At 64.9% G+C, this 24,394-nt stretch carries 9 protein-coding genes; 4 read left to right on the top strand and 5 right to left on the bottom strand.

The window, feature by feature from the left end; genetic code table 11:
- The first annotated feature begins 185 nt into the window (after positions 1-185).
- Both ABZ749_RS05435 and ABZ749_RS05430 read left to right on the top strand, forming a co-directional pair.
- A complete protein-coding gene (locus tag ABZ749_RS05435; RefSeq protein ID WP_357223001.1) occupies positions 186-1,052 on the top strand; it encodes a hypothetical protein in 867 nt (288 codons plus the stop codon).
- Positions 1,049-3,037, top strand: a complete 1,989-nt coding sequence (locus tag ABZ749_RS05430; RefSeq protein ID WP_357222998.1) for a Druantia anti-phage system protein DruA — start codon at positions 1,049-1,051, stop codon at positions 3,035-3,037. The genes ABZ749_RS05435 and ABZ749_RS05430 overlap by 4 nt, the downstream gene beginning before the upstream one ends.
- A 1,017-nt stretch (positions 3,038-4,054) precedes the next feature.
- On the opposite strand, the gene ABZ749_RS05425 is transcribed toward ABZ749_RS05430, so the two are convergent.
- The 5 genes from ABZ749_RS05425 to ABZ749_RS05405 all read right to left on the bottom strand — a co-directional run bounded on the left by ABZ749_RS05425 (position 4,055) and on the right by ABZ749_RS05405 (position 15,618).
- Complete coding sequence (locus ABZ749_RS05425; RefSeq protein WP_357222995.1) at positions 4,055-9,625, bottom strand: DEAD/DEAH box helicase; 5,571 nt, start codon at positions 9,623-9,625, stop codon at positions 4,055-4,057.
- A complete protein-coding gene (locus ABZ749_RS05420) occupies positions 9,615-10,697 on the bottom strand; it encodes a hypothetical protein (RefSeq protein ID WP_357222992.1) in 1,083 nt (360 codons plus the stop codon). Before ABZ749_RS05420 ends, ABZ749_RS05425 begins: the two co-directional genes overlap by 11 nt.
- Positions 10,697-13,537 carry a hypothetical protein gene (locus tag ABZ749_RS05415; RefSeq protein ID WP_357222990.1) on the bottom strand — a complete coding sequence of 947 codons (2,841 nt, stop codon included), beginning with the start codon at positions 13,535-13,537 and terminating at the stop codon, positions 10,697-10,699. The genes ABZ749_RS05420 and ABZ749_RS05415 overlap by 1 nt, the downstream gene beginning before the upstream one ends.
- A gap of 87 nt (positions 13,538-13,624) precedes the next feature.
- A complete protein-coding gene (locus ABZ749_RS05410; RefSeq protein ID WP_357222988.1) occupies positions 13,625-15,022 on the bottom strand; it encodes a hypothetical protein in 1,398 nt (465 codons plus the stop codon).
- Positions 15,019-15,618 carry a hypothetical protein gene (locus ABZ749_RS05405; RefSeq protein ID WP_357222985.1) on the bottom strand — a complete coding sequence of 200 codons (600 nt, stop codon included), beginning with the start codon at positions 15,616-15,618 and terminating at the stop codon, positions 15,019-15,021. Before ABZ749_RS05405 ends, ABZ749_RS05410 begins: the two co-directional genes overlap by 4 nt.
- Before the next feature lie 2,088 nt (positions 15,619-17,706).
- Between ABZ749_RS05405 and ABZ749_RS05400 the strand changes: the two genes are divergently transcribed.
- Together ABZ749_RS05400 and ABZ749_RS05395 are read left to right on the top strand one after the other, a co-directional pair.
- Positions 17,707-17,991 carry an MbtH family NRPS accessory protein gene (locus tag ABZ749_RS05400; protein WP_357222983.1) on the top strand — a complete coding sequence of 95 codons (285 nt, stop codon included), beginning with the start codon at positions 17,707-17,709 and terminating at the stop codon, positions 17,989-17,991.
- Positions 17,988-24,394: amino acid adenylation domain-containing protein (locus ABZ749_RS05395; protein WP_357222981.1), on the top strand; the 6,407-nt coding region annotated here is incomplete at its 3' end. The genes ABZ749_RS05400 and ABZ749_RS05395, both read left to right, overlap by 4 nt.

Here is a 24,394-nt window from a genome sequence, read left to right as displayed (position 1 = left end):
CTGCAGGAGCGAGCCCGAACCTAACCGCTCGGCGTGGGTCATCCACGAGCAACAGTGCGTCAGGCTGCCGCGTCCGCTGGTCGCAGTGTGATCGGATTGAGTACCGTCGCCTGGGGTGGCTGGAGCGCTCCCTGCACCGCTCGCTGGGACGGATCTACAGGCGGTTTCTCGCTTCCGGTACTGCCATGACGATCAATGGATCCCAGGTGGACCCCATAGACCCGATGCTGCTGAGCGCAAAGGTCGAGCGTGCAGCCGCGCGGCTCGAGTTCCAGCCGCTTGAGTTCGAGTTGGAGACAGGTAGCGGCGAGACGTCCGTAGTGACTGTGCGGTTCGCGATGCTACCCGTCCATCGATGGCACGGCCTGGACAACGCGACCAAGCGTCGCATCGGCATCGTCGGCCAAGGTGGCGTTTCAATTCTACGGGCTGGGCGTGAGATCGCGAGTGGCTGGCATCTCATGGGCGCGAAGCGTAAGGAGAACTATGACGACTGGTGGCGCTGCGAAATTGAGTTTGAGCCGATGCTCGACGAGTACTTCGGCATCACCATCAATAAACAAGGGGTCCGTCCGTCGGCCGCGCTGCGTGAGGCGGTCGAGCCGGAACTTGAGTCCATCGCTCGCCTGCTAAACGGCCGCGTTCGTCAGGCCTTTGAGGAAGTTAAATTCCAGACGGCCGCCCAGGCTTCCTGTCGGATCGCCGCCGCTGCGGATCGCGATCTTCCCGTCATCGTTTCCGGGCGCCGAGGGGGTGCGTTGAACTATAGAATCGGGTCTGAGCCAATGCCTGTGGAGTCGATGTTTCGTTCGACCCTCACGCAGCGGATGCTCGACCTCACGCTCAACGTCGACCATCCGGCTTTCGCTGCACTGTTTCGGCCTCTTCAATCCATCGAAAGCGAAGCCGCCACGGAGCTTCGGACCTCGCTAGAACTTTTCTTGCTCTCCTTTGCGCGAAGCGCTGCTCAGATGGAGCGGTCCGGCCAGCACTTCGACGACCTGCTCCAAATCTGGAGTAGCAACTACGGACGGATGCTGCGGAAGTCATGACCGACGACGTGAAGTACCTGCCGCTTGTTCTTCCGCTGGGCGCATCCCGGAAGGAGAGGCAGGGATTCAGCCGACTTTGCCGGCTGCTGGCTGCGACAAATCTTGATTCCGGCGCTCCATTTGAGCACGCCTATTGGCTTAAAGCCGCCGAACTAGGCGACCTTTATAACCAGCCACGGCTTGCTGCAGCTGCGCACACGATTATCGATCTCGTGGACCAGGGCTGGACCATCAACGTCGACAGGTTAGGCCCGTTGGTGTGCCCGCCGCAGACCCATGACGAGCGTGAGACGGAGAAGGCACGCGTCCGGCGACAAGAACACCTTCGGCGCGACGCGCAACTTCGCCAGCCAAGCGTGCGGCGTTTCGTCGAGAGTATGGAGCGCACGCATCAACGTGGTGATCGACTCATCTCAGTCTTCAACCTCATGCGCGACGGCCGCGAACTCGCGGCCTCTCTGGAGGTCAGCCCGGACGCGACCGGCGCGATCCGGCCTTATGTGCAGATCGTGGACTCTGCCGTGACGTGTGAGCTGACCGGCTTCAAGCTGCATGACATCTGGCGCTACTTTCGCCACACGTGGTCCAACGCCTACTCCACGATCCCTGGCCGCTCGATGCCAATCCTGATCCGTGACGCGGCGACCGAGTATCACGCAGTAATCGGACTTGCGGCGATCTCCAGCCCTGTCGTTCAGATTGCGGAGCGCGATTCCTGGATGGGATGGGACACCAAACAGGTCCTCGCCACTATTGAGAAAGCCCCCACAGACCGCCTAGCCCGCTGGCTGGCGCGACGGATTGAATTACAGCAGGATGAGATTTACGTTGACGATCTCTTGCGGGATGGCGTTCTGCAGCCGGATGACCTGAAGCGTCCAACGAATGAAGTGATCGCTCGGCTGCGCGCCGATGCCGAGCGACACCGCGCCAAGCATCACCGTGGCGGACCTATCCGAGAAGTTCGCAACATCGAGACAGATGCGTGGGTCGAACGAGCCGAAACGCATCTATTCCGCTCGAAGCGCTCAGCTCTGCTTGCTGAAACCTTGGAAATTAGGAGCATTCTCGGAACCCACTTCGCCCCGAAGCCAACAGCCGCTCGCCTTCGGCGAGCACTGGATGACTCAAGAGCGAGGACGCAGATTGGGCGCCTTGTGCGGCGGGCTCGAGGTGAGCGCGTCGGGACCGTCATCGCCGACTTGACCGTCTGTGGTGCGGTCGCACCATATAACGCCTTGGCCGCTGGCAAGCTGGTCGGAGCTCTGGCTGTCTCACCCGTGGTACTCGCGGCATACAAGGCCAAGTACCGCCGACCGAGCGAGATCGCCTCGGCGATGGCCGGACGGCCGATCATGCGTGAGGCTCGGCTATCGCTCGTCACTACGACCTCGCTCTACGGGACGGGGTCGAGCCAGTACAACCGCCTATTCTGGCCAGCCAGCGTGATGGGTGGCTCCGAGCACGCGCGCATGGGGTTTTATGAGCTAGGGCGCTCACGGTCGTTCGGCACGTCGCACTTTTCTGACGAGACTGTAGAGGCAATGGTCCGCCTTTCAGAACACACCGGCGCGCGCGTCCGTGTGAATAGTTTATTCGGCGAAGGCGTCAGCCCTCGGCTCCGCAAAGTACGTCTCGGCCTTGCCGCTCTCGGATGGCCGACCAATGAGTTGCTTAAACACGGACGTGAGCGGATCTTGTACGGCGTGCCACTCGTCGCCAATGTGCGAGACTATTCTCTTGGAATCGACAAGGAACCCGCGTACTTGGTCGAGCCTGAGCCAGACGATGAAGGGCAGGCGGTGGCACAGTGGTGGTTCGAACGTTGGGGACGGAACCGCGCCGCGCATGATCGTGTCCGGGAGTCAATGCAACAGCACCGGCTGGTCCGCCCGATTCGTCACGGCGCGAGGGTGCCACTTTCCACAGACGACGAGTTGCTGCCTGTGGCCTTTCAGGGATATGGGATCGCGCGCCAAGCCTAGCGCTCGACGAGCGAGGTAGGCGTGGGCGGACCGAATCAGTATTGTCGGTGGTGCGAGGCGTCGTACCGCCGCACCTGGTAATGGTTCAGGCCGACCCGGTTTTGGTGGTGGGTGGAAGCACTCCTCGATCGCCCACCGGGTCCCGGCGACCCGGATCAGGTCCTCGTCCTGGGCGCCTGCGGGGGCCGGAGCACAGGTAGTAGGCCAGGTCGGTGGGGTGCGTTGGATCAGCAGTCAGTGGCCATATCCGTCGGCGGCGCCGGGTACGTAGGCCGCATGTCGGCGTACGAGTGAACGTGCCCAGGTAGTACGGATGAATGCGGCCAGATTCCGGCCCCAGACCCAGGCCCGGCCGGGCGCACGTTCTCACTGTCAGGCGGTAGAGGGAACCCGCACCACTACCGCGCCGCTTCCGCTCCTCGCCCCTGCGGTGCGGGTCGGCTTGGTCTTGACCAACTTCCGGCAGCGCTCGCGGGGGACCTGTGTATGGTCCTGGGCGCCGGATGAGCGCAAGCTTTGACCCCTTGCCAGGTTGCGACGGCAGAGGACAAGCAACACCCCGCCGTTGTCACCGAGGCGCTCGCCCACGTAGGCGACCAGGTCATCGCGGCCCGCGTCCGGGTCCCACGCTGACCGGTTGAGCAGCCGCCGCATTCGACCCAGCGTCACATCGCTGGCCGCCGCGGCCAAGGGTCCAACCGTTCTTGCTCGCCAGCGGTGACGATGACCCAACCAAGGGTAGGTCAGCGCCTGCTGGCGCGGCTCCGTACGCCCAGACCGGTACGCGAACCGCGCCAGCAAGTCATCCAGACCCGCCCGCCACCCACGACCTCATCGATCAACACAAGCACGACTCGTCCGCCCCCGAATTATCGAGACAGGCAAAACTGCGATCACCCAACCCATCGCACATGAGCATTGTCACGCGCAGATGCGCCGCCTGCGTTGCGCAGGCGTCGATCATGCCAATGAGCTGCCGCAGCTACAGATCAGGCAAGTGTCGCTGGAGCGTTAGACTCAGAGGAGCCATTTCAGCACCTGCTGACTCGCGACGGGCAGGTTGTGCATGACGATCATATCATCGACTGGGTGTACCGGCACCGTGCCCAGTTTTTTAGCCTCCCACAGTTCTTGGTTGGGCGGAACGTCGCGGGTCAACGGGCTTTGGATGTAGAAGATGCGATCGTTTCCATGAGCGCGAGCCAGGATCGGCGCGTTGATCGTTCCAATACCGTCGATCTCGACGGGTTCGTTCTTCCTAAACTCGATTTCTCCGATATCCCGGCTCTGCAGGTCGGCCAGAAGCTTGTCGATCGACTGGTTTACCCGCACGTCGTCAAGTGCCGGCATCGTGCCGTTCAGGACGTACTTCAGCAAGGCCGCGCCAATTCTTCGGTCGAGCACGCCGTGCTCGAATCGGTTACGGAAGCTCCGCAGACACCGATAGCAGGACGCGTCACAGTCCGCTGGGCACTTCTCCAAACGATCGAGTGCCTTCTCGAAGATCGATCGGCCGTATCCGTGGACTCGGCGGGTGAACCCAGCACCGCCCGCCAAGGTGTCGTAGAGATAGATTTCAGCCTCGAGGCCGTCGTTACCGGCTTTAGTTAGCGCAGGACGCCATTCAGCTTGAAGCTCAGTAGCATCGACATCGAGTTCACCGGTTGCCGCAAGCGTCAGGGCTTCAGCAATCGTTCGCAGCGCTACTTGAGTCGACAGCAGTTCTGGTCGCAGAGTAATCGGCTGCTTGACCTGGAGCCGAACCAGCAGCACGTCGGAGATAAAATCGGTGCCAAGAACCAGGCCGCGCGATGATGCCGACCCCTGACAGTCCGGCTCGCGCTCGTCCGGATATGGCTTGGGATGAGTACCAACCACGATGCCGGTCGCGCCCTTCGTGGGCTCGATTAGGCCGCAACGGGTGCAGTAGCTGTAGCCCTCGCTTTTCGGCCCAGTATTGGTGACCAAGAGAGTGTCGCGACGGTAGGTCTGCTCGAGGCGATCCGTGACTTGGTCCCAGGCGTCCTCCTCCTCTGGCCCCTCCGCGACCAATTTGGCCCTTGTTGCGTAACTGTTTGCCGGTGCGTCGTCTGGGCTCGTGCCGGGCTCTTCGCTCGCACGGTGAGCAAATCCAGGGGGACGCATCCAGTTCATCGCCTTACCAAACTTGCCTGCAGCACCGCAAGCCGGACAATCACGTTCTTCACCGCGTTCCGCTTGGTCATACGGGAAGTGCTTTGCGTAATGGCAGACTTGGCACTCAAAGTAGAGCCAGCGGTCACGCCACGCCTGAAAAAGGTCCTTACGGATGGGCGCATATATTGCGCCCGAAGTCCACTCCTTGTTGTCGATCCACACAACCTTGCCCGGGGCGTATTGGCTGAGCGCGATCGGCAACCCCTGGCTGGGTTCGTAGCGGAACACTGTGTGGAACGGCTCTGATTTGTCCCGGTCGAAGACATGGAATGAGACCACGTCCGTGGGAAAGGCATACCGCGGCAGGACCCCTTTGTAGAGGAGCCGATCGAGCAGATTTCTCTGGCTGCGCTGTTCGGTCGGCATTTCCGCCTCGTCTTCGGCAGGGCCACCATCTTCGGCCTCCTGCTCCCCCGGGGCTGCGTCGCCGGCTTCGGCCCGCGCTAGACTGCCATCGGCCTCAAGGCCGAGGGCTGCGTCGATATCTTTCAGTGTTCTGGTGACCAAGCCATCGAGGACAGCTTCGCGGTCAGTCGGCGTCAGTTCGGACGGTAGCCAAGAGTCGACGTCGCGGCGGAGGACCGCTTCATGCTGCTTCAACCAATCCTCGAAATCAGTGCGGTTGAGCGGCGAGGTTGTCCCGGCAAACCCGCGCACCGTGCCCAGCACCTCGAACAACTGCGGTTGATCCTCGGGGTCGATGGTGGGTAGTCGATCTTGGTTATAGCGCTGCAGTAAATAGGCAGTGACGTGGCGCCGCGCAATCTCATCGTTGTCTAGTGTCAGGACTGGGTCGTCGACCTGTCCGCGGATCATAAGGGCGGGATTGCGAAAGTAGTGATCGTCGTGGGTGTCGGCGCTCCCGAACGCGATCACCGTTGCCACCGCGTTCCCGCGACGTCCCGCGCGGCCGGCGCGCTGCTGATAGTTAGCACGTGAGGGCGGCATGTTCCGCAGCGCGACGCCGGAAAGGTTGCCGATGTCGATGCCGACCTCCATTGTGGTCGTACATGACAGCACGTCGATGGCGGCCCGCTCCGGCTCACCCGGTCGAGGTAGGCCTACGTTCACGTCCTGGAACAACAACTCGTACTCCTCGGCGCGTGAAAAAACAGCGTCGGAATGTGATGCGTTAAGCTGGGCGGTGTGCTCGGCAGCGATGATGCTCATGGGTGGATCGGGCGGCGTCTGCAGCGCGCGTGAGGTGCTGGCCCGATAGTATCCCTTGCGCGCCTGGAAAACTCCGTCGGTCTCCGGGTCGAGAGTGCGGACCTTGTTAGTGCCGCAATTGATGCACTTTTCCGATCCGGGAAATGGACGCTGTGTGAACCGGCAGCGCTCGCAGTATCCCCACTGGCCACCAGTCTCGAGTGCGACGTTGCCAGCAAGCAGACGGAACTTCTGACCGGTGCGTTCGCAGAATCTGGTCTGAAGAGTCGGGAGCCAGATCTGCTTGAACGTCTTTTTTGCTGCGGCCGTGCCAAGCCAACGCTCGATCGCCTGGAAGCTTCCTGAGTGCGGTTTGACTCCGCCCTTCTGGCGCCACCATTCCTCGGTCATTGACGGGAACCAGATGCCGCGGGCGGGAGTGCTCCACTGCGCTAACCACATGCGCAGCAGAGCAAGCTTCTCTTCCTCGGTGGCCGCGATGCCGTCGATACGCGGAAGCTCTGCGAGCAAGTCACCGGTTAGGCTCGCCTTCTCGCGCAGTGATGCTAGCCCGAGCGATGTTAGACCCCTGTACTTATCGGTAAGGGTTGCGTATATAGCGCGTAGCAAGGCCTGGGGTGGAACTGCCGTCAGCATAAGGAGTTCCAACGTCGCAGGGAGGTTACCGGTCAGAGCACCCTTATCGATGGCCTTGCCGACGTCTTTGAGGACGTGGAGTGACTCGGCCTGTCGGAGCTCGGGTCGCAGCCGAACTTTGAGCTCCTTGGCGCCGGCCAGGACGGCGAGGTAGAGCCGTTCCAGGCTCAACTGCGGCCCGATACCCGGCTGTGCTGCGAGGTCAGTCCACCCTCGAAGGATCAACGGACGAATGACGTCCCGCATGGAGTATGCCTGCAAATTCGGTGCCAACCGGGCTGCAACCTGGCGCGAGTCGGAGAACGCTAGTACTTTGCGACCGCGCAAGGGTGCGAAGTCTGTGTATGGCGCGCTCGGTGGCTGCACCTCGATCTGCCGGGCGACGAGAGCCTGGAAAGGCTGGTCGCCTTTGGTCTGATGGTCCTGGACGGACGAGCGGCCGAAACCGGCAAGTTGGCCACAGACGCCGCACGGTTTGAACTCTCCGTTCGCCTCAGCCTGGCCATCACCGTCGTCATCTCCGTCGTCGCTCGTCACGGTCTCGCCGCTCCGTAGCTTTGGGATAAACACGACTCGCCCGCGAGTCGGAGCTTTCGACGGGTTAAGGCAGCCCGTCACGAGGTCGATCTCGGCGACTTGCACCTGACCGGCAGTGGGCTCCTCGAGGAGTAGATCGAGTGCGAATAGCTCCGGGATGGAGCCGGCGGTGCTGTGGAAGGCGCCCCCCTGCTCGTGCCAAAGGAACGATGGGTCCGCCAAGTCGTCGGTGTAACCACGGGCATACGCTGAGCCGCAGTGGCGGCATGTGTAGAACTCGAACACCCGAGCGCCGCAGTCGCAAGTCGCTCGCGGCTGAGCGTAAAGCTTCCCGATCGGCCCCAACCCGGGCGGTAAGGTACCTCGGTTGACGGCATCGCACTCAGGGTCGAGGCACGCCCACAATCCGGGGAGTCCACGGAAGAAGGCGTGAATACGGCAAGGGAGCAGGCCTGCCTCATCAGCTGTTCGTCTCGCGGCACTTCCTAGGGCAACGAGCGTCGTCACAGCTTGGTCGGCGACGGAGGGCTTGACACCAGGGAAGATCGCCTGACCAAGCTCGCTTACCGGCTGCGCTTTCTGCATGGTCTCGTTGACAAGGAGGCTCATCGGTCCAAACGACGCAAGCGCTTCGTCGAGTAGCGCACCGATGCCGCGATCACGGTCGTGAACTTCCCGATACGTCAGCAGATCAGTGATTGCCTCGGCACGATCTGCGTCGGTCTCGCCGTTATAGAAGTCCTCGAGCGGAACGGTCGCGAGCGTTATCGCATCGGTATCGGTGCCAGTGCTGGCACCAGCCCGGAGGGCCCATTTGCTAGTGACGGTGCGGAAGTCGCTCGCGTCCTTGCCGGCGAGCTGGGCCGCGAAGTCGCGGGCGTATTCAGGACTCGTAAAGCTAGCACTGGTACAGATCACCTGGAGCCGCTCTGGCGGAATTCCTAGCCGAGAGCGGAGCCGACGCAATAGCAGAGCAACCTCTGCCCCCGCTGCCCCACGGTAGAGGTGCGCCTCGTCTACGATCAGAAGAAACTTCTCGTCCGGATTCTCGCCCAGCCACTGGCGTGTGGCATCGAAGATGGGCCGTTCGAGAGGCCGCATCAACATGTACTCGAGCATCGAGTAGTTGGTGATGAGAGCGTCCGGCGGCGCGGTGATCACCTCATGGCGCGTCAGCAACTCCGGGTCGTCGGCCTGCGTGACCGCCCGGAGGAAGTTTCCATGCGTGTCCTGCCAGCGGGAGCCCTTGGGGCCGTACCAGGCCTTGAGGTCCGGCTTGGCCGGCCATTTGCCCCTGGCTTCGAGTTTCCCCCTAAGCGCCCTTGCTTGCTGATGCCAGGGTGATGTCGGGTCGTCGGCCTGGCCGATAAGGGACACATAGAACTCTTCGATTGAGTTGAGGCGCTGCTGGTCCTTCTTCGCCGTGCGGACGCCCGGGTATAAAGTGCGGCTGGTGTAACGCGCGAATCGCGCCGGCCGACCCGCCCACGCGTCGAACTGGGTCGTTACCCGCGGGTCGCCGAGCAGGAGCCGTAGACGACCGAGTTGATCATTCACCAGCGCGTTCATCGGGTATAGGATCAAAGCGCGGACGGCCGGCGATCTAAACGACGACGGCCTATGCGCGGCCTCGGCCGCAAACTTAGCCAGCATCGGCAAGAGGAATGACTCAGTCTTGCCGGAGCCGGTACCGGTCGTAATCGCTAGGCTCATGCCGTCGCGTGAGGTCCACTCCAGCGCCTCAGCCTGGTGGGTGTATGGCGGGTCGTGGAGCAGTCGATCGAGATTGCCAGCCTTCGTGGTCAGTATGCCGAAAAGCTCGTGTACAGCAGGATCAAGATCCAAGTCAGCGAAACGCCGATTGGTCTGGTACCTCGGCGTGCTCTCGATGAAAGGTGCCTTAAACAGCACGCCCTCAGTTTCCAGCAACTGACGACGCTGCTCGATGATTGCAGCGTGACCGACGTGATACGTCGCCTCTATGTAGTCCCTTAGCGCCGTTTGGATCTCGGCGATCGTCTCGGCAATGGTGGGCGCTTCAGACCCCACTTGTTTCCTCCTCTTGAGCCATCCACAGCATATCTGCTAGAAATGCCGCGACGTCGCTGGTGGCAGAATGTGGAATTCGATAGGAGAACAATGCTCCTGGCGTCTTGCCGAGTGACAGACCAACCAACTGCATGTAGCGCTCGGTGAATCCGGGCAACGGTGAGAAGAAGTCGAAAATGGTGCCAGGGGTCGCACCTCGCCGAATTCGGAATAGCTGTGGGGCGCCGCGTAATGCATCGGCGGCGGCTTGGTACCGCCACGCTTCGTCGCGTCCGGAAGCGAGAGGATCGTCAACTGGCAGTTCGATGAGGCGCTGAGCGACACCCGCCTGGAGGCGAAGCAGGCACCAAAGGTCGGCTCCATAGGCCTGTGGCCGGCGGGCGATGAAATCGCGTGCGTCAAGGGGCTCTGGCGACCGCCAGCGACCTCGGTAGTAGCGAACGGACGTCGACGGATCAAGTATCAAAAGGCCATCGAGCTGGCCGGCCTCGCCTGCGGCGTCGAGGCGTGCGCGGTACCGGCCGATCAATTCCGCTGGCGGTTCCGATGCCGGACTAGCCACCCAGCGGTCTTTCGGAAGGTCCTGAAGTCCGAGCGTCGCGAGTCTCGATCTAGCACTCGAAGGATCGAGTTTCAAGACACGTGTGTGGCTCTCGTAGTCGATGTTGGGCTCGAGTTCGTCCTCGATAAGCGGGGCACCGAACGGCCGGATGCCCATAAGCAGATAAGTGCCGGGTACGCGCTCGATATACGACGGAGGCGCTAGGTAGAGCAGCCGCGTCGATCTGCCAATTTCCCGCCGTAGCTCAAGCAGATCACCGGATGCGACCAATAACTCAAGAACCTCAACGACATCGTCGCGGCCGAGCTCGCGGGCGCTCACTGGGCGGATCGCGTCAAGTACGGCATCGACCAGTCGTCTGGGACTCGTTGGACACATGAAAGACGCGGCTCGGCGCAGCGATGCCGCTACTCCCTCGCGCGACCCAAGATCGATGCTATCTGCGTCCATTCCTAGCGCCGCGATAGCGATGCGGGACGCTTCATCAGGCGACAATCTGGTGAGTTCCACTAATACTCCCACTGCGCACCAGCGGCGTCGCTAAGTGCGCGAGTTCCGAGTACCGCGAAGCGTGCCGCTCGGTAGAGTATCGGCGACTGGAGCACGCAATCGAGAATAAACTCAGCCTCCGATGTCTCCCACTCCGTTACGTAACCGGGGTGACCTGCGAGCATGAGAAGAAGACGGGGCGTTGTTGGTCGTCCGCTGATGCCGTAGCCGTCGAGATGTGGCATGATTACCTGTTCGAAGCCGGACAGTAAACTATTGGGTGTCAGCCATTTGTAAAGGCTTAGGGAAATGGTAGAGGCGATCGCCTTTTGCGGGCCGCTGACGCCGACGGCGTCCTGCATGGCTTGGAGGTGGTCGGCAGGTTCGCTTGCCGTGGCGATTCGCTTTTCTAGCCGAGCCCAGTAGACGCCGCCGATAGCTGCGCCGATCGATCGGGCGATCGCGTCACCGACGATCTGCTGCTCGTACGCCGCGAAGATATCCGCCGGGAGATCAGCATTTAGCCACCGTTGGTGTGCTCGGGCGAGGTGAAGGATCGCATTCGCTGACCGTGTAGGAGACGGAATTGCCGGTTGCGCAGGAGGTAGCCGAAGGACCGCGTTGGGATTCGTCGGCAGGACGACAGCGGCCGTCACATCACCCGACTTTGCGATCGCGAGGCCGCCTCGGGCGGGCACGCCGAAAGGCTCAGCAGGCGCCTTGGGCACAGGGACGAGCGGCGCCTCGATGTCGAAGACCTCGATCGTGGTCCTTCCCCCGTCGGTGCGGTCGATTAGGCTCGCAACGACCTGGCCATCGTGCGACCGCGCGAAGCGCCAGCGAAGTGCCTGGAAACCGCGTTCGCTGGTTAACGTCGCAAACCCGATTCCGTCTCGCCGCACCGTGACAACGCATGACTCGGACTGGTCGTATGCATTGCTGAAGCGTCGGTCAGTTCGGATCGCCTTCGCCGTCGCCTTCCACGAGGCCTCATCGACAGGTAGGCGAATCGACCGTTTTAGTTCGGCCACGGCTCTATCGTCACCGCCGCGAAGCGTTATCAGCAATTCTGCATTGGTCCCCGACGGCCCGCCGATCGTGACAGTTGCGCGCTCGTCCCAGAGTTCACTTAACGTTGGGCGGGCGGGAGCGGTTAGCATGCGGATACCCTCACCCGCTGAAGCAACTTCGGCACGAACCTGCGGATCACGGATCGTAACTTCGAGCGAGCCTGCGGCGAGGTTCCTGCCGCCCTCGCCAAGCAGTACGACGTTGAGATCGTGAGTGCCAACACTAAGGCTATCTAGAGAAAACAGTAGTTCCAATTCACCGAGCGCCCAGTCGAGGAAGTAAGTGACGCCGTCGACGCTCACCCGGCAACGCTGTGGAAGTAGATCAGACCTGACACCGATCATGGCCGGCTCGCCCGCGAGCCACTCGACCTCGCCGTCACCAGTCCAAGCGCTCGCAACGACCCCTACCGGGCGGATTTCGACGTGTGACGCGACGGTGATGTTGCTGGCACTTAGCGCAGCCGCGTCAGATTCATTGATTTGCTCGGGAATCGATAGCTCGTACGCATTGACCCCCTGCACGTCGATTGCGACCTGTGCACACCACGGGACGACCGGCGGCGTTGCGGCCTTAAGCATGACCAGAACATACCGGTAACCCGGACGTACGAACTTGCCCTTGACCTCATGCGCAAAGCCGTCGCTTTCGCGGCGAAATAGCCAGTACGGTCCGCTGGTGATGACGCACTGATCAGCCAGCAACAGGTTTGTCTTCTCGTCGCCCCGTTCCAGCTGAAGGAATGGCCGTTCAGGCTGCGGCCACCTGGCGAGCCTGACGTCCTGACCGCTGTAGAGCAGGGCGCTCGGCGGTACAGCCCGGGCCGCTCCGTTTACGGTGGCCCGCGAATACCGAAGTTGCTCGTACACAGCCGGCAGGCCAGCGCCAAGAGAGGTCAGGTCGGGCAACTCCGCATAGGCGGTCCAGGCAGTCTCGTGCCGCAGAAGCAGGAGCGGATCAGTCGCGCGCGACACGACTTTGGTTCTGGTCTGCCCGGTCGTGTCGGCCCTCCGTCGCTGGAAGCCGCGCACGCAGCTCGCACTTCTCTGAGCCGACTTAAGCCAATGACGGGCTTGCCGTTCTCCGGACAAGCTATCGACAATCCGCTTCAATGTCGATGGCAAAAGGTAGGGCGTCTGCTCCTCATCGCCTGACAGCAGCGCAGCGGCGACTTGGCCGACGAGGGTTCTGTTCTCGCAGAAGATCCTGAACCTCTCCGTGTAGTTTGAGGCCCGACGAGCCAACCGTGCGCCGAGGTTGGCCGGGTCATCCAGCAGATCGGATGTAAGTGCATCCCTGAATTCAAACAACAACTGGGCGAGTTGGCGCTGCAAGTAGGTCGGCAAGACCGCGTGGGTGATAGGCCAAGCGATGATCGTGAAGCTGGACGCGAAGGCCCCGGTTGGCACAGCGCCGCCGTACTCGGTTCCGAACTTCTGAAAGCAGGTTTTCAGCCATGGGCGCTGGTCACCGCGCCATCCGGGGGTGGACCGTTCGAAACTTGGCCAGTACTCATCGCCGACGTAGCGGTATCCGGATTCGGCAGCATAAACGACGAACGGCAGCCACCACTGGCGTTGAGAGACACCGAGGCCCTTCCGTACCTCGAGACGGACGGTGGACGTTAGGAGGTCTAGCTCGTCTCCAGCTAGGTCGTGTTCCAGTGCGAAAACTGGTGAAGTGTGGCTGAACTGCCGCCTCGATTGGTACAACTCTGTAAACTTGGTGTGAAGCGACTCGTGCAAGTATTGCAGTAGCTCCGCGGTGCTACTCGACTCAATGCTGTACATAGCTGCCGCAGCCTCCCTGCAACTCCTCGAACTAACTAGAGGTTAGCAGTATAGTTATCGCTAAGCTTTCGCTTTCTGTTAACAAATTCATGTCAGGTCGGTCTCTGCGGAGCCTGAAGAAGTAGCGGATCGCATATTCATTAAGTCGTCATCGCGCGTCGGACTAAGTAGTGGGGCAGCGATAGTGGCGAGCTCGGCTAGGAGGAACCGTGCATTGCCGTTTCCGGCGCCGGTGCGGGTGTCGAAAGAGCATCGCACGCTTCGCGATCCATTACCGATCTGTACTTTGACGCTAGCAACGAAGCCGTTGCTGAGGAGAGCAGCGATGGCATCCAAGAAGTCGTCTTGGGCTACGTCGGGCCGCTCAATCGAGGCATAAGTCACGGTGGCATCGCCGTTCGATAGACGTACCTCGGCAACGTCGACCCCCGCGGTGTCTGCTCGCCTCTTGAGTTCTGCAGCTGATACCGTCTGGTGAATCGAAGTGTTCTCGGGTAGTTCCATCACCGACCGTGGCGCGAAATGTATGCGATAGCGAGGCAAATGCAACGTGAGAGTGCTCGACGTGATTGACCAGCGTGGCGCGGCACTCGGCGGATGCTCCGAAGTCGTGATCAGGCGACAGGCCTTGGCGGTTAGGCGATGGGCGCTGTATTTCAACAGTCGCTGAAGATTCGCGTTGGCCGGAAAGTCGATTAGCTGGCAAAGCCTTGAAGTAGTAAGACTTAGACCAAGGCGACGCCAGAAGGCGTCGTCCTCAAGGTCAGGCAGTTCAAGAACAAAGCGCAATGCTTCTTCGTCCAAGCTGGCCGTCGCGCCGTTGCCCCCGGGAAATTCACTCGGCGGGGCGCCCGAGCCAATCCACAGTGCGTGAAGTAGGCGGTTCAGCTGGGATGCGCGGTGCGGGTCAAGATTGCTTTCACTCACGGCCAAAGCTGTGCTGGTGGCTTCATAGGCGGCATTACGTGCCCCGGAGAAGCCGGCCGCAACTTGACCGCTAATCTCGCGGGCCCGGCGGGTCGTAATGACCCCACGCCCGCCTTGAAGTATCGCGTGAGTGAGCAGCCCTACGACTGGCGCGGCATCGCGTCCTTTCGTGAAAGCCTCTAATCCGTAGGGATCGGCGACAAGGGTCCGGCTTTCTCGAGTACGTTCATGTAGCGCAGAGGCATCGGCGTCTTCCTGGTCGAGCATTGGAACTAGCGGCATAAGGATAGGCTTATCGCCAGCGAGAAGGTCGACGTCACGAAGGAGGTCTCCAATGCGATACGAAGTTCGTAGGAAAACGCGGCGTTTCTCGGTCTGACCCGGCCAAGATAGAATGAGATCCGGCACGAACGAATGGTTGAAGTGGTCAGTGGTGTCGACCCTCATTCGGCTGTCGGCGGCGCGTAGATTATCCGCAACTGCCGCCTTGATAGCGCCGATCCGTTCCGAGGGACTTTGGCCCACCAGGGCGGCTATGGCGTCACCGAACTGGCTCACATCAGTCCCTTCTCGATACGGGAGGACACGATCAGGGCTCGATCCTGGTCAGATATTAGAAGTTGTTCCTGTTTCTCGGAAAGCACGACTAGCCAGAGGCGATTCTTAAGTTCATCTATTAGAGAGTTATCGACGTGTGCTCGCGCTTCGACCTCGTCGTCAACGCCAAACAGGCGCCGACGATTAGCAACACATCCCTTGATGATCGCGTCCGGGTCGCGCAGTTGAGTCCAGGTCTTTATGCGAAACGGATGCCACGTTAGAAACATGAACTGGTTCGCCCAACGGGTATTGTCCCGCCAGGTGAGGTAACATTTTGCAAGAAAGTCATCATAGTCGTTGCCGAGGTTGTCGCCGGAGTAATTTTTAACCTCCGCCATGAATGAATGGTTGTCAAAAGGCTGTCCGTAAAGAAACCCTCCTACATCGAAAGAGTAAGGCTCTTGGCCAGCATGCGGCCAATTAAATTCGAGTCGGCCGCCGGCTACTTCATCTTCGTTCGTCCACGACGCACGAGTACGGGTGGTCGCGTCGAGCCAGCGCTTGGCGCGCTGCGCCCCGTCAGCACCTTTTTTGTGCATCGCTTCGCCGGGCATGGAGGGAGGTTACCGTGCAGCAGGGAGCGACCACAGCTATGGTGCTCCACTGATTGTCTGGTGTTGCCCAAGTGACCCCTCCCTGCGGCCTGCGCCGCTACTGCAGAGGCTTGGGTGACGACCGTGTGGAAGGTCAGCAGCAGGCTGATCAAGACCCTTCCTCAAGTGGCAGATGACGATCGAGGCGTCACGGTCCAGGAGCCAGCAGACCGGGAAGTTGTGCCCTGTCTGGTTTGATGTTAATTGTGCAGACACGCCCTTGCTGGATGGTATGACTCGGGATTGACCACTCACTGGTCATCGAGGATCCGAGGTGTCGGCTGCCGTCAGGAATAGATCATGCGCGCGTCGCCTCCACGGATGAGCTGTCAGGGGCAAGGCTTAGATCAAGGTGGGTCTCTTCTGCGCCATCATGCGGTTGCGGTTGCGGTCGCGGTTCTGGTGTTCTGGGTGGAATTTCGTCGGCACGCGCCGCGCGGGCTCCGCCGGGAGGGGGCGCGGCCCGCTGAAATTCTGCAAGCATCCGGCCCGATTGAGTGTGACCCTGAGTGGCGGCTGAAGCTCCTCCAGGCAGCCCGCGGACACCGAACAGTCTTGCGTGGAGTGCGAGTCAGTACTACTTGGTGCTGGATGGTGCTAGTCGTTGCTCCGACACGAACTGACTCGTAGGGAGCTGATCCTGGTGGACGAGTCGTGCTCGGGGTCTGGGGAAAACCTGGGGCGGGCGTCAGATGGGCGAGTCTTCCCAGCTCAGAGGCTGTCGGCTCGTTGTTCACCCAGATCTACGAGGGCACCAACCAGGTGCAGCGGATCGTGATGGCTCGGCAACTATTGCAGGGCTGACCGAGGGGTTTCCGAACGCCGCTGCACAAGCGTCCGGTGCCGGCGGTCGCCGGTGCCGGCGCGCGGCATCCCGGCGCTCGGTTAAAGGCGGGGCGGCGCCGCGCCGGGCCTGATTCGGCGCGTACGCACACTGATCTTCGTCGATGGGTGCGCGCAACCGTCCGCCCGGATTCGGGTGGCGACGGCCGGCTGGGTGCCCGGCGTCGGCGGTGCCTTCGGGTGGGCCGGGTGCCTGCCTTCGCGCCACGCACGCGTGGTGGCGGGCCTGTGCGACAAAGGGATCCGGCGCTCGACGCGTCGTCTGGGCCTGATCGGATCCGGCAATCGAACGGAATCGTCCGGCGGCTCGCGCGTCGGCTTGTCGGCCCGGATGGTCGACTGCTTCGCGGGGGTAGTGATCCGGTGACGGTTGCGCTCTCTGTCGCGCCTCGCATTGCGCACGTTAACAACCATTACATTGACTGTTGTCCAACCATTCGGGTGCTCAGGCAATGGATGATCGGTCGCTCTTTCCGCCTGTCGTGTGAAACTCGTCTCCGTGTCGGATTGTGACCACGAGTTCCGCGATGAATGACTCTCCCCGTCCGGCCAGGTGATCATTCCGACGCGTCCCGTCCACTGTGGGCGGGGCCATCGTCGTTGATCGGTCCGCACGGCGCAGCGAGTCCGCCGAGAATACCCCTGTACTGCACAGACGCGTTGCTGGCAACGCATTTCTGGCCGATTCCGGTCGTCACGCCCGACCGCCCGCAGGCCCGCTCGCCGGAGCGCCGGCGGCCCCGCCGGCGTGCTCGGTCGACCAACCACCTGCGAAGCATTTGTCATAAATACGTCCCGGTTGGCATGGTCGACTTCAGCGGCAGGCAAGGGTCTTGACACGCTCCGTGTCTGGTGGTTTTCTGTGCCTCGCTTGCGTTTACATTCATGAACGCTGTTGGGTCGCAACTTCGGGGGGGAGCGCGACGTGGGTTCAGCGTGGCTTGCCAGAATCTGCTTGACATCGACTTGTTTGCGTCCGCAAAGGGCGCTCGGCCTCGGGTCGGATAGCCGATTAACGTGCAGGTGGCCGGCCGTGGCCGTGGTGGAATCCGATAGCGAGACACGCGGCGGTGAAACCCCGCACGTCCTCTGAGTGACGCATAGCAAAAGTCTCCGCAAACGACAGTTGACGACGCCCGATCTGGGGACGCGCGTCCCGACTGCGACGCCGGCAGGTCTGACCGCCATGGTCCCTGCCTGGCCGCCGTGCCGGTTCAGCGCTTCCTCGTCGGGTCCTGGGACCAGGCGCAGAGTGAGGAAGACGTGAACATTCTCGACAACCCCGACGGACGCTTCTTCGTGGTGGTGAACGACGAGGGGCAGCACTCGCTGTGGCCCGAGTCGCTCAGCCTGCCGGCCGGGTGGACGGTGGCCCACGGACCCGCCGACCGTGCGTCCTGCCTGGACCACGTCACCACCGAGTGGACTGACATGCGGCCGCGCAGCCTCGTGACGCACCTGGAGAGCACCGCTCGGGAGGTGGCCCGATGACCACCGACGCGAGTGCCAGCCGCCCCGCGCCACACGGCGCGGCGCTCTCGCCCGGCCGGTCACGCCTCGACTCGATGTCGCCCTCGAAGCGGGCCCTGTTCGAGAAGCGTCTCGGCGGCCGGCGCCCCCGGCCGGTCGAGGCGCTCGCCCGGGTGCCGCGCGGTGGCGACCTGCCCGTCTCCCCGGCACAGCGCCGGCTGTGGTTCATGGACCAGCTCGTCCCCGGCTCGGCGATGTTCAACGTGCCGACCGCCCTACGCCTGACCGGTGCACTCCGGCTCGACGTGCTCACCGACGCGGTGCGCGCCCTCGTCGACAGGCACGAGGCGCTGCGGACCGTGTTCGCGGCGAACGAGGGCGACCCGGTGCAGCGCATCCTGCCCGACATCGAGGTGGACCTCACCCCGCGCCCACTGCCCGCCGACGACGCGGCGGTGCTGGCCGCCGTACGCGACGAGGCGAGTCGTCCGTTCTCGCTCTCCGACGGGCCACTGGCTCGCGCCGCGCTGTTCCGGCAGACGCCCACCGCGCACGTGCTGGTGCTGACCCTGCACCACAGCATCTGCGACGGTTGGTCGGTCAGCCTGCTCATCGACGAGCTGCTGGAGCTGTACCGCGCCGGAGCAGAGGACCGGGCTCCCACGCTCGCGCCCCTCACCGTGCAGTACGCGGACTACGCCGCCTGGGAGAGCCGTCCCGACCGCGCCACCGAGCTGGCCGAAGGGCTCGACTACTGGAAGCGCGCACTGGCCGGCGCGGTACCCGTCATCGACCTGCCGTTGGACCGTCCCCGCCCGCCCGTGCAGTCCTTCCGGGGCGAGCGGCACCGCTTCGCCCTGCCCGACGGCCTGTGGCCGGCGGTGACCAGCCTGGCCCAGGAGGAGCGGGCCACCCCGTTCATGGTGCTGCTCGCCGGGTTCGCCGCGCTGATGTCGCGGTACGCGGCCCAGGACGAGGTCTCGGTGGTGACCCCGGTGGCGAACCGCCCCCGGGTCGAGCTGGAGACGATGGTCGGGTCTTTCGTCAACTCGGTCGTCGTGCGGGTCGACACCTCCGGCGCGCCCACCTTCCGGGCCCTGGTGGGACGGGTCCGCGATCTCGTGCAGCAGGGCATGGCGCACGGCGAGGTGCCCTTCGACACGGTGGTGGAGGCGGTCGACCCGGAGCGCGACCTCGGCCACACGCCCCTCGCGCAGGTGATGTTCGCCCTCGTCGAGGACCAGGCGTTGGAGGTCGAGGCGGCGGGGTTGCGGGTCACGGCCGTCGAACACCACCTGCCGATCAGCAAGCACGACCTGACGGTCGAGGTGTGGCCGGACGCCGACGGCCGGCTGCGGGGGCTGGCCGAGTACGCGACCGACATCCTCGACGAGCCCACGGTGGCGCGGATGGCCGCTCACCTCGGCGTTCTGCTGGTCGGTCTGACCGCCGCGCCGGACGCCCCGGTCGGGTTGGCCCGCCTCCTGTCCGCTGAGGAGACCCGGGCGGCGGTCGTGGACGGCAACCGCACCGAGGACCCGCTTCTCGGCGACGTGCGCGCGCACGAGCTGTTCGCTCGGCAGGCCGCCCGTACCCCTGACGCGCCCGCGCTCCTGGTCGGCGACCTGACTGTCACCTTCGGAGAGTTGGACCGCCGGGCCGACGCCCTCGCCGCGCGGCTGCGCCGGCACGGGGTGGGCCCGGAGACCCGCGTCGGCCTCTTCCTGGACCGGGGTGTCGACCTCGTCACGGCCGTGCTGGCCACCCTCAAGGCCGGGGGCGCGTACGTGCCACTGGACGTTGGCGAGCCCGCCGAGCGGGTGCGGTTCATGCTCACCGACGCCGAGGTGCGGGTGGTCGTCACCAGCGCGGGCCGGCTCGCGGACCTACCGGACACCGGCGTGTCGGTGCTGCTGCCCGACGACGAGGAGGACGCCACCACCGACCTGCCGCCGCTGCCGCGTCCGCACCCGGACAGCGCCTGCTACGTGATCTACACCTCGGGCTCGACGGGGCGACCCAAGGGTGTGGTGGTCACCCACCGCGGCCTGACCAACTACCTGGCGTGGAGCCTGCGGGCGTACCGGGTGGCCGAGGGCGGGGGCGCGCCCCTGGTCTCGCCGTTGCGATTCGACCTGTCGGTGACGACGCTGTTCTGTCCGCTGCTGGCCGGGCGCCCGGTGGTGCTCGTCGCCGACGGCACCGAGCTGGAGACCCTCACCGAGCTGCTCGGCAGCGACCTGGACCTCGGGCTGGTCAAGCTCACCCCGGCCCACCTGGAGGCGCTGGACCGGGCCGTTCCGAGCCGGACCATCGCTGCGAACGGCTATCTGATCGTCGGTGGCGAGTCGCTGCACGGCACCACCGCCGCCGCCTGGCGGCGCCGGGCTCCGGGCCTGCGGATCGTCAACGAGTACGGGCCCACCGAGACCGTCGTCGGCTGCTGCGTGCACGAGGTGCACGACGGCACCGACCTGTCCGGTGTGGTGGCGATCGGTCGTCCGATCGCCAACACGCGGCTCTACGTGCTGGACGGCAACCTGCTGCCGGTGCCGCCCGGCACGGTCGGCGAGCTGTACGTGGCCGGTGCTGGTGTGGCCCGTGGCTACCACGGTCGGCCGGACCTGACCGCCGGGCGCTTCCTGCCCGACCCGTTCGCCCCGACGCCGGGGGAGCGCATGTACCGCACCGGTGACCTCGTCCGGGTGCGACCCGACGGCGAGCTCGACTGCCTGGGCCGGGTCGACACCCAGGTGAAGATCCGGGGGTACCGGGTCGAGTTGGCGGAGATCGAGGCCACCCTGACCCGGCTGCCGCAGGTCCGCGAGGCGGTGGTCCTGCTGCGTACCGACCGGCCTGGTGAGGAGCGGTTGGTCGCGTACGTCACAGCGGCCGGGGATTCCGCGGCCCACGACCCGCGTGACGCGCTGCGCGCGGAACTGCCGGACTACATGGTGCCGGAGGTCGTCGTCACGCTCGACGCGCTGCCGTTGGCCGCCAACGGCAAGGTGGACCGGGCGGCGCTGCCCGCGCCCACGGCGGCCGAGCCGGCGCCCATTCTGGCCGCTCCGCAGAGCCGGCTGGAGGAGGCCATCGCCGAGGTCTGGGCCGACGTGCTGGGGCGGCCGGTCGAGTCGATCGGGCGGGACGCGAACTTCCTCGACCTGGGCGGGCACTCCCTGCTCGCGGTCCGGGCCATGGCCCGGCTGCGTAAGAAGCTCGACATCGAGCTGCCGCTGGCGGTGTTCCTGGAGTCCACCTCGTTGGCCGACCTGGGGACCCGGATCGAGGCGCTCGGCGGGCGGGCCCCCCGGCCCGGTCTCGTCGCCGTCCCGAGGACCGGCCCGGTGCCGTTGTCGCACGCGCAGGGCCGCCTGTACTTCCTCAACCGGCTCGCCGAGGACAGCGCGTTCTACAACGTGCCCCTCGCGCTGCGCTTCGACGGTGACCTGCGCGTCGACGCGCTGCGGGTGGCCTTCGGCGCGCTGTGGACCCGGCACGAGGGGCTGCGCACCCGGTTCCCGTCCGTGGACGGCGAACCGGTGCAGGAGTTCCTGCCGGTCGACGCCGTGGCGTACGCCGAGGTGGACGTGCGGGGCGACGCCGACCCGGAGGGTCGGCTGGCCGCCCTCTTCGACGCCGAGGGGCGCACTCCGTTCGACCTGGCCGCCGGGCCGCTGCTGCGCGGCACCCTGGTGCGGGTACGCCCCGACTCGCACGTGCTGCTGTTGACGCTGCACCACACCGTCTCCGACGGCTGGTCCCTGAACATCGTGTTGGACGACCTGGTGACGCTCTACCGGGAGATCGCCCAGGGGCAGCCGTCCTCGTTGCCCGAGCTGACACACACCTATGTGGACTACACGTTCTGGCAGCGGTCCTGGCTGACCGGTGCCGAGCTGGACGACCAGCTCGACTGGTGGAAGCGGCAGCTCGACGGCGTACCCACGCTGGACCTGCCGACCGACCGGCCGCGACCGGCGGTGCAGACCTTCCGCGGAGCGCGCCACGACGTCAGCTGGTCGGCCGAGCGGTCCCGGGCGGTGGCCGACCTGGCCCGGCGGGAGAAGGTCTCCCTGTTCACGGCGTTGCTGGCCGGCTTCGACGTGCTCATGGCCCAGCTCAGTGGCCAACGGGACATCACCGTCGGCACGCCCGTGGCCAACCGCACCAGCACCGAGTTGGAGAAGCTCGTCGGGTTCTTCGCCAACACCCTGGCACTGCGGGTCGACCTCTCCGGGGACCCCACCTTCCGCGAGGTGCTGCGGCGGGTCCGCAGCACGGCGCACGGTGCGTTCGCCCACCAGGACGTCCCCTTCGAGATGGTCGTCGACGCGGTGGCGCCCACCCGCAGCCTCAGCCACTCACCGCTGTTCCAGGTGCGCTTCGCGTTGCAGAACGCCCCGGGCGGCCTGCCCGACCCGGGCCCCGGCCTCACCCTCACGTCGATCGACAACGAGCAGTGCACCGCCCGCTTCGACCTGCTGATCGACCTGTGGGAGACCGAGGACGGCATCGAGGGGCACGCCGAATACAGCACCGACCTGTTCGACGAGGGCACCGTCGAGGCGATGATGAGCCGCCTCGGAGTGCTGATGGACCGGTTGGTCGATGACCCCGACCAGCGCGTCTTCGACGTGGATCCCCTCCTGCCGGGCGAACGGGAGCGTCTCGACGCGCTCGCGCACGGTCCGGCGCTGCCGGTTGGCGCAGTGCACCGCACGCTCACCGCCCGGGTGGCCGAGCAGGCGCGACGCCGACCCGACGCTCCGGCGGTCACCAGCGGCGAGACGACCCTCTCCTACGGCGACCTGCACCGCCGCAGCGGTGACCTGGCCCGGGTGCTCGCCGAACACGGCGCGGGCCCGGAAACGACTATCGCCCTGCACCTCGACCGGGGCGTCGACGTCGTGGTGGCGGCGTTGGCGGTCCTGGAGACGGGCGCCGCGTACGTGCCGCTGGACCCCGCGTACCCCGCGCAGCGGTTGGCCGCGATCGTGGCGGACGCCCGGCCGGCGATGACGCTCACCAGCCGCGACCTGGCGGGTCGTACGCCCCAGGGCGCGGGCGAGGTGGTGACGATCGAGGACCTGCCGGCCCCGGTGGGCCCCCGGCCGACACCGGCGCTGCGACCGGAGCACCCGGCCTACGTGGTCTACACCTCCGGCACCAAGGGGCTCCCCAAGGGTGTGGTGGTGACCCACGGCGGGCTTTCCGCGTACCTGGACGGGCTGCCGGCCGCGCTGGCCCTGCCCGATGAGCCGGTGTTCCTGCACACCGCGTCGTTCGCGTTCTCGTCGTCGGTGCGGCAGTTCGCCGTTCCGCTGGCGCTGGGCGGCCACGTGGTCGTCGCCGGGCGCGCGCACCTGGCCGACCCGTTGGCGCTGCTCACCTTCGTCACCGCGCACGGCGTGCAGGTGCTGGACCTGGTGCCGTCGTACCTGCGGGTCCTGCTGCCGGCGCTCACCTCGCCCGGCGGGTGGCGGCCACGGGTGGTGCTCACCGCCAGCGAGCCGCTGCGCTACGAGCTTCCCGAGGCCATCCGCAACGCGCCGGGGACGGCACCCCGACTGGTCAACATGTACGGCCAGACCGAGACGACGGGCATCGTCGCCGTGTCGGAGGTCCGCATCGACCGGGCGGGCCGCCAGGCGGTGGTGCCGCTCGGTCGGCCGATCCCGGGCGCGCGGCTGTACGTACTCGACGAGAGGCTGCGGCCGGTGCCGACCGGCCTGCCCGGCGAAATCGTCGTCGGGGGTGCGGGCCTGGCCCGCGGCTACCTGGGGGACGCCGCGTTGACCGCCGAGCGGTTCGTGCCCGACCCGCTGGGCACGCCGGGCGACCGGCTCTACCGCACCGGTGACCGGGGGCGGCTGCTGCCGGACGGCACCGTGGAGTTCCTGGGCCGGATCGGCGACCAGGTCAAGATCCGGGGGCACCGGGTCGAGCCGGACGAGGTCGCCTCGGCGCTGTCCGCCCTGGACGGCGTGGGCGAGTGCGTGGTGCTGTGCGACGACGACGGTGCGGACGACCGGCGGCTGGTGGCCCACGTGGCGCTGCGGCCGGGTGCCGCGCTCTCCACCGACGACCTACGTGCGGCGCTGCGAGAGCGGCTGCCGGACTACATGGTGCCGACGGTGGCGCTCGTCGACCGCCTGCCCCGGCTGCCCAACGGGAAGGTCGACCGGGCCGCGTTGACGCCGTCGACCCCCACCGCGGCTCCGGCCACCGCCGCTGCCACCGCCACCGCCGAGACCCGACGTGGACCGGTGGAGGGGATCCTGACCGGGATCTGGCGGGAGGTGCTGCGGGTGCCGTCGGTGGGTCCGGAGGACAACTTCTTCGGCACCCGCTCCGATGCCGTCTCCGGGTCACCCGACATGGTGATCGGCAGTAGCAGCGCCGAGCCGTCCCGCGCGGTGAC

Source organism: Micromonospora sp. NPDC047753 (genome assembly GCF_040642735.1).
In the GTDB taxonomy this organism is placed as follows: domain Bacteria; phylum Actinomycetota; class Actinomycetes; order Mycobacteriales; family Micromonosporaceae; genus Micromonospora.
This window is presented reverse-complemented; position numbering and strand designations above follow the sequence as displayed.

Coding starts and splice junctions, on each gene's coding strand:
- ABZ749_RS05435 (WP_357223001.1), top strand. CDS start 186: ATGACGATCAATGGATCCCAGGTGGACCCCATAGACCCGATGCTGCTG.
- ABZ749_RS05405 (WP_357222985.1), bottom strand. CDS start 15,618: ATGCCCGGCGAAGCGATGCACAAAAAAGGTGCTGACGGGGCGCAGCGC.
- ABZ749_RS05430 (WP_357222998.1), top strand. CDS start 1,049: ATGACCGACGACGTGAAGTACCTGCCGCTTGTTCTTCCGCTGGGCGCA.
- ABZ749_RS05415 (WP_357222990.1), bottom strand. CDS start 13,537: ATGTACAGCATTGAGTCGAGTAGCACCGCGGAGCTACTGCAATACTTG.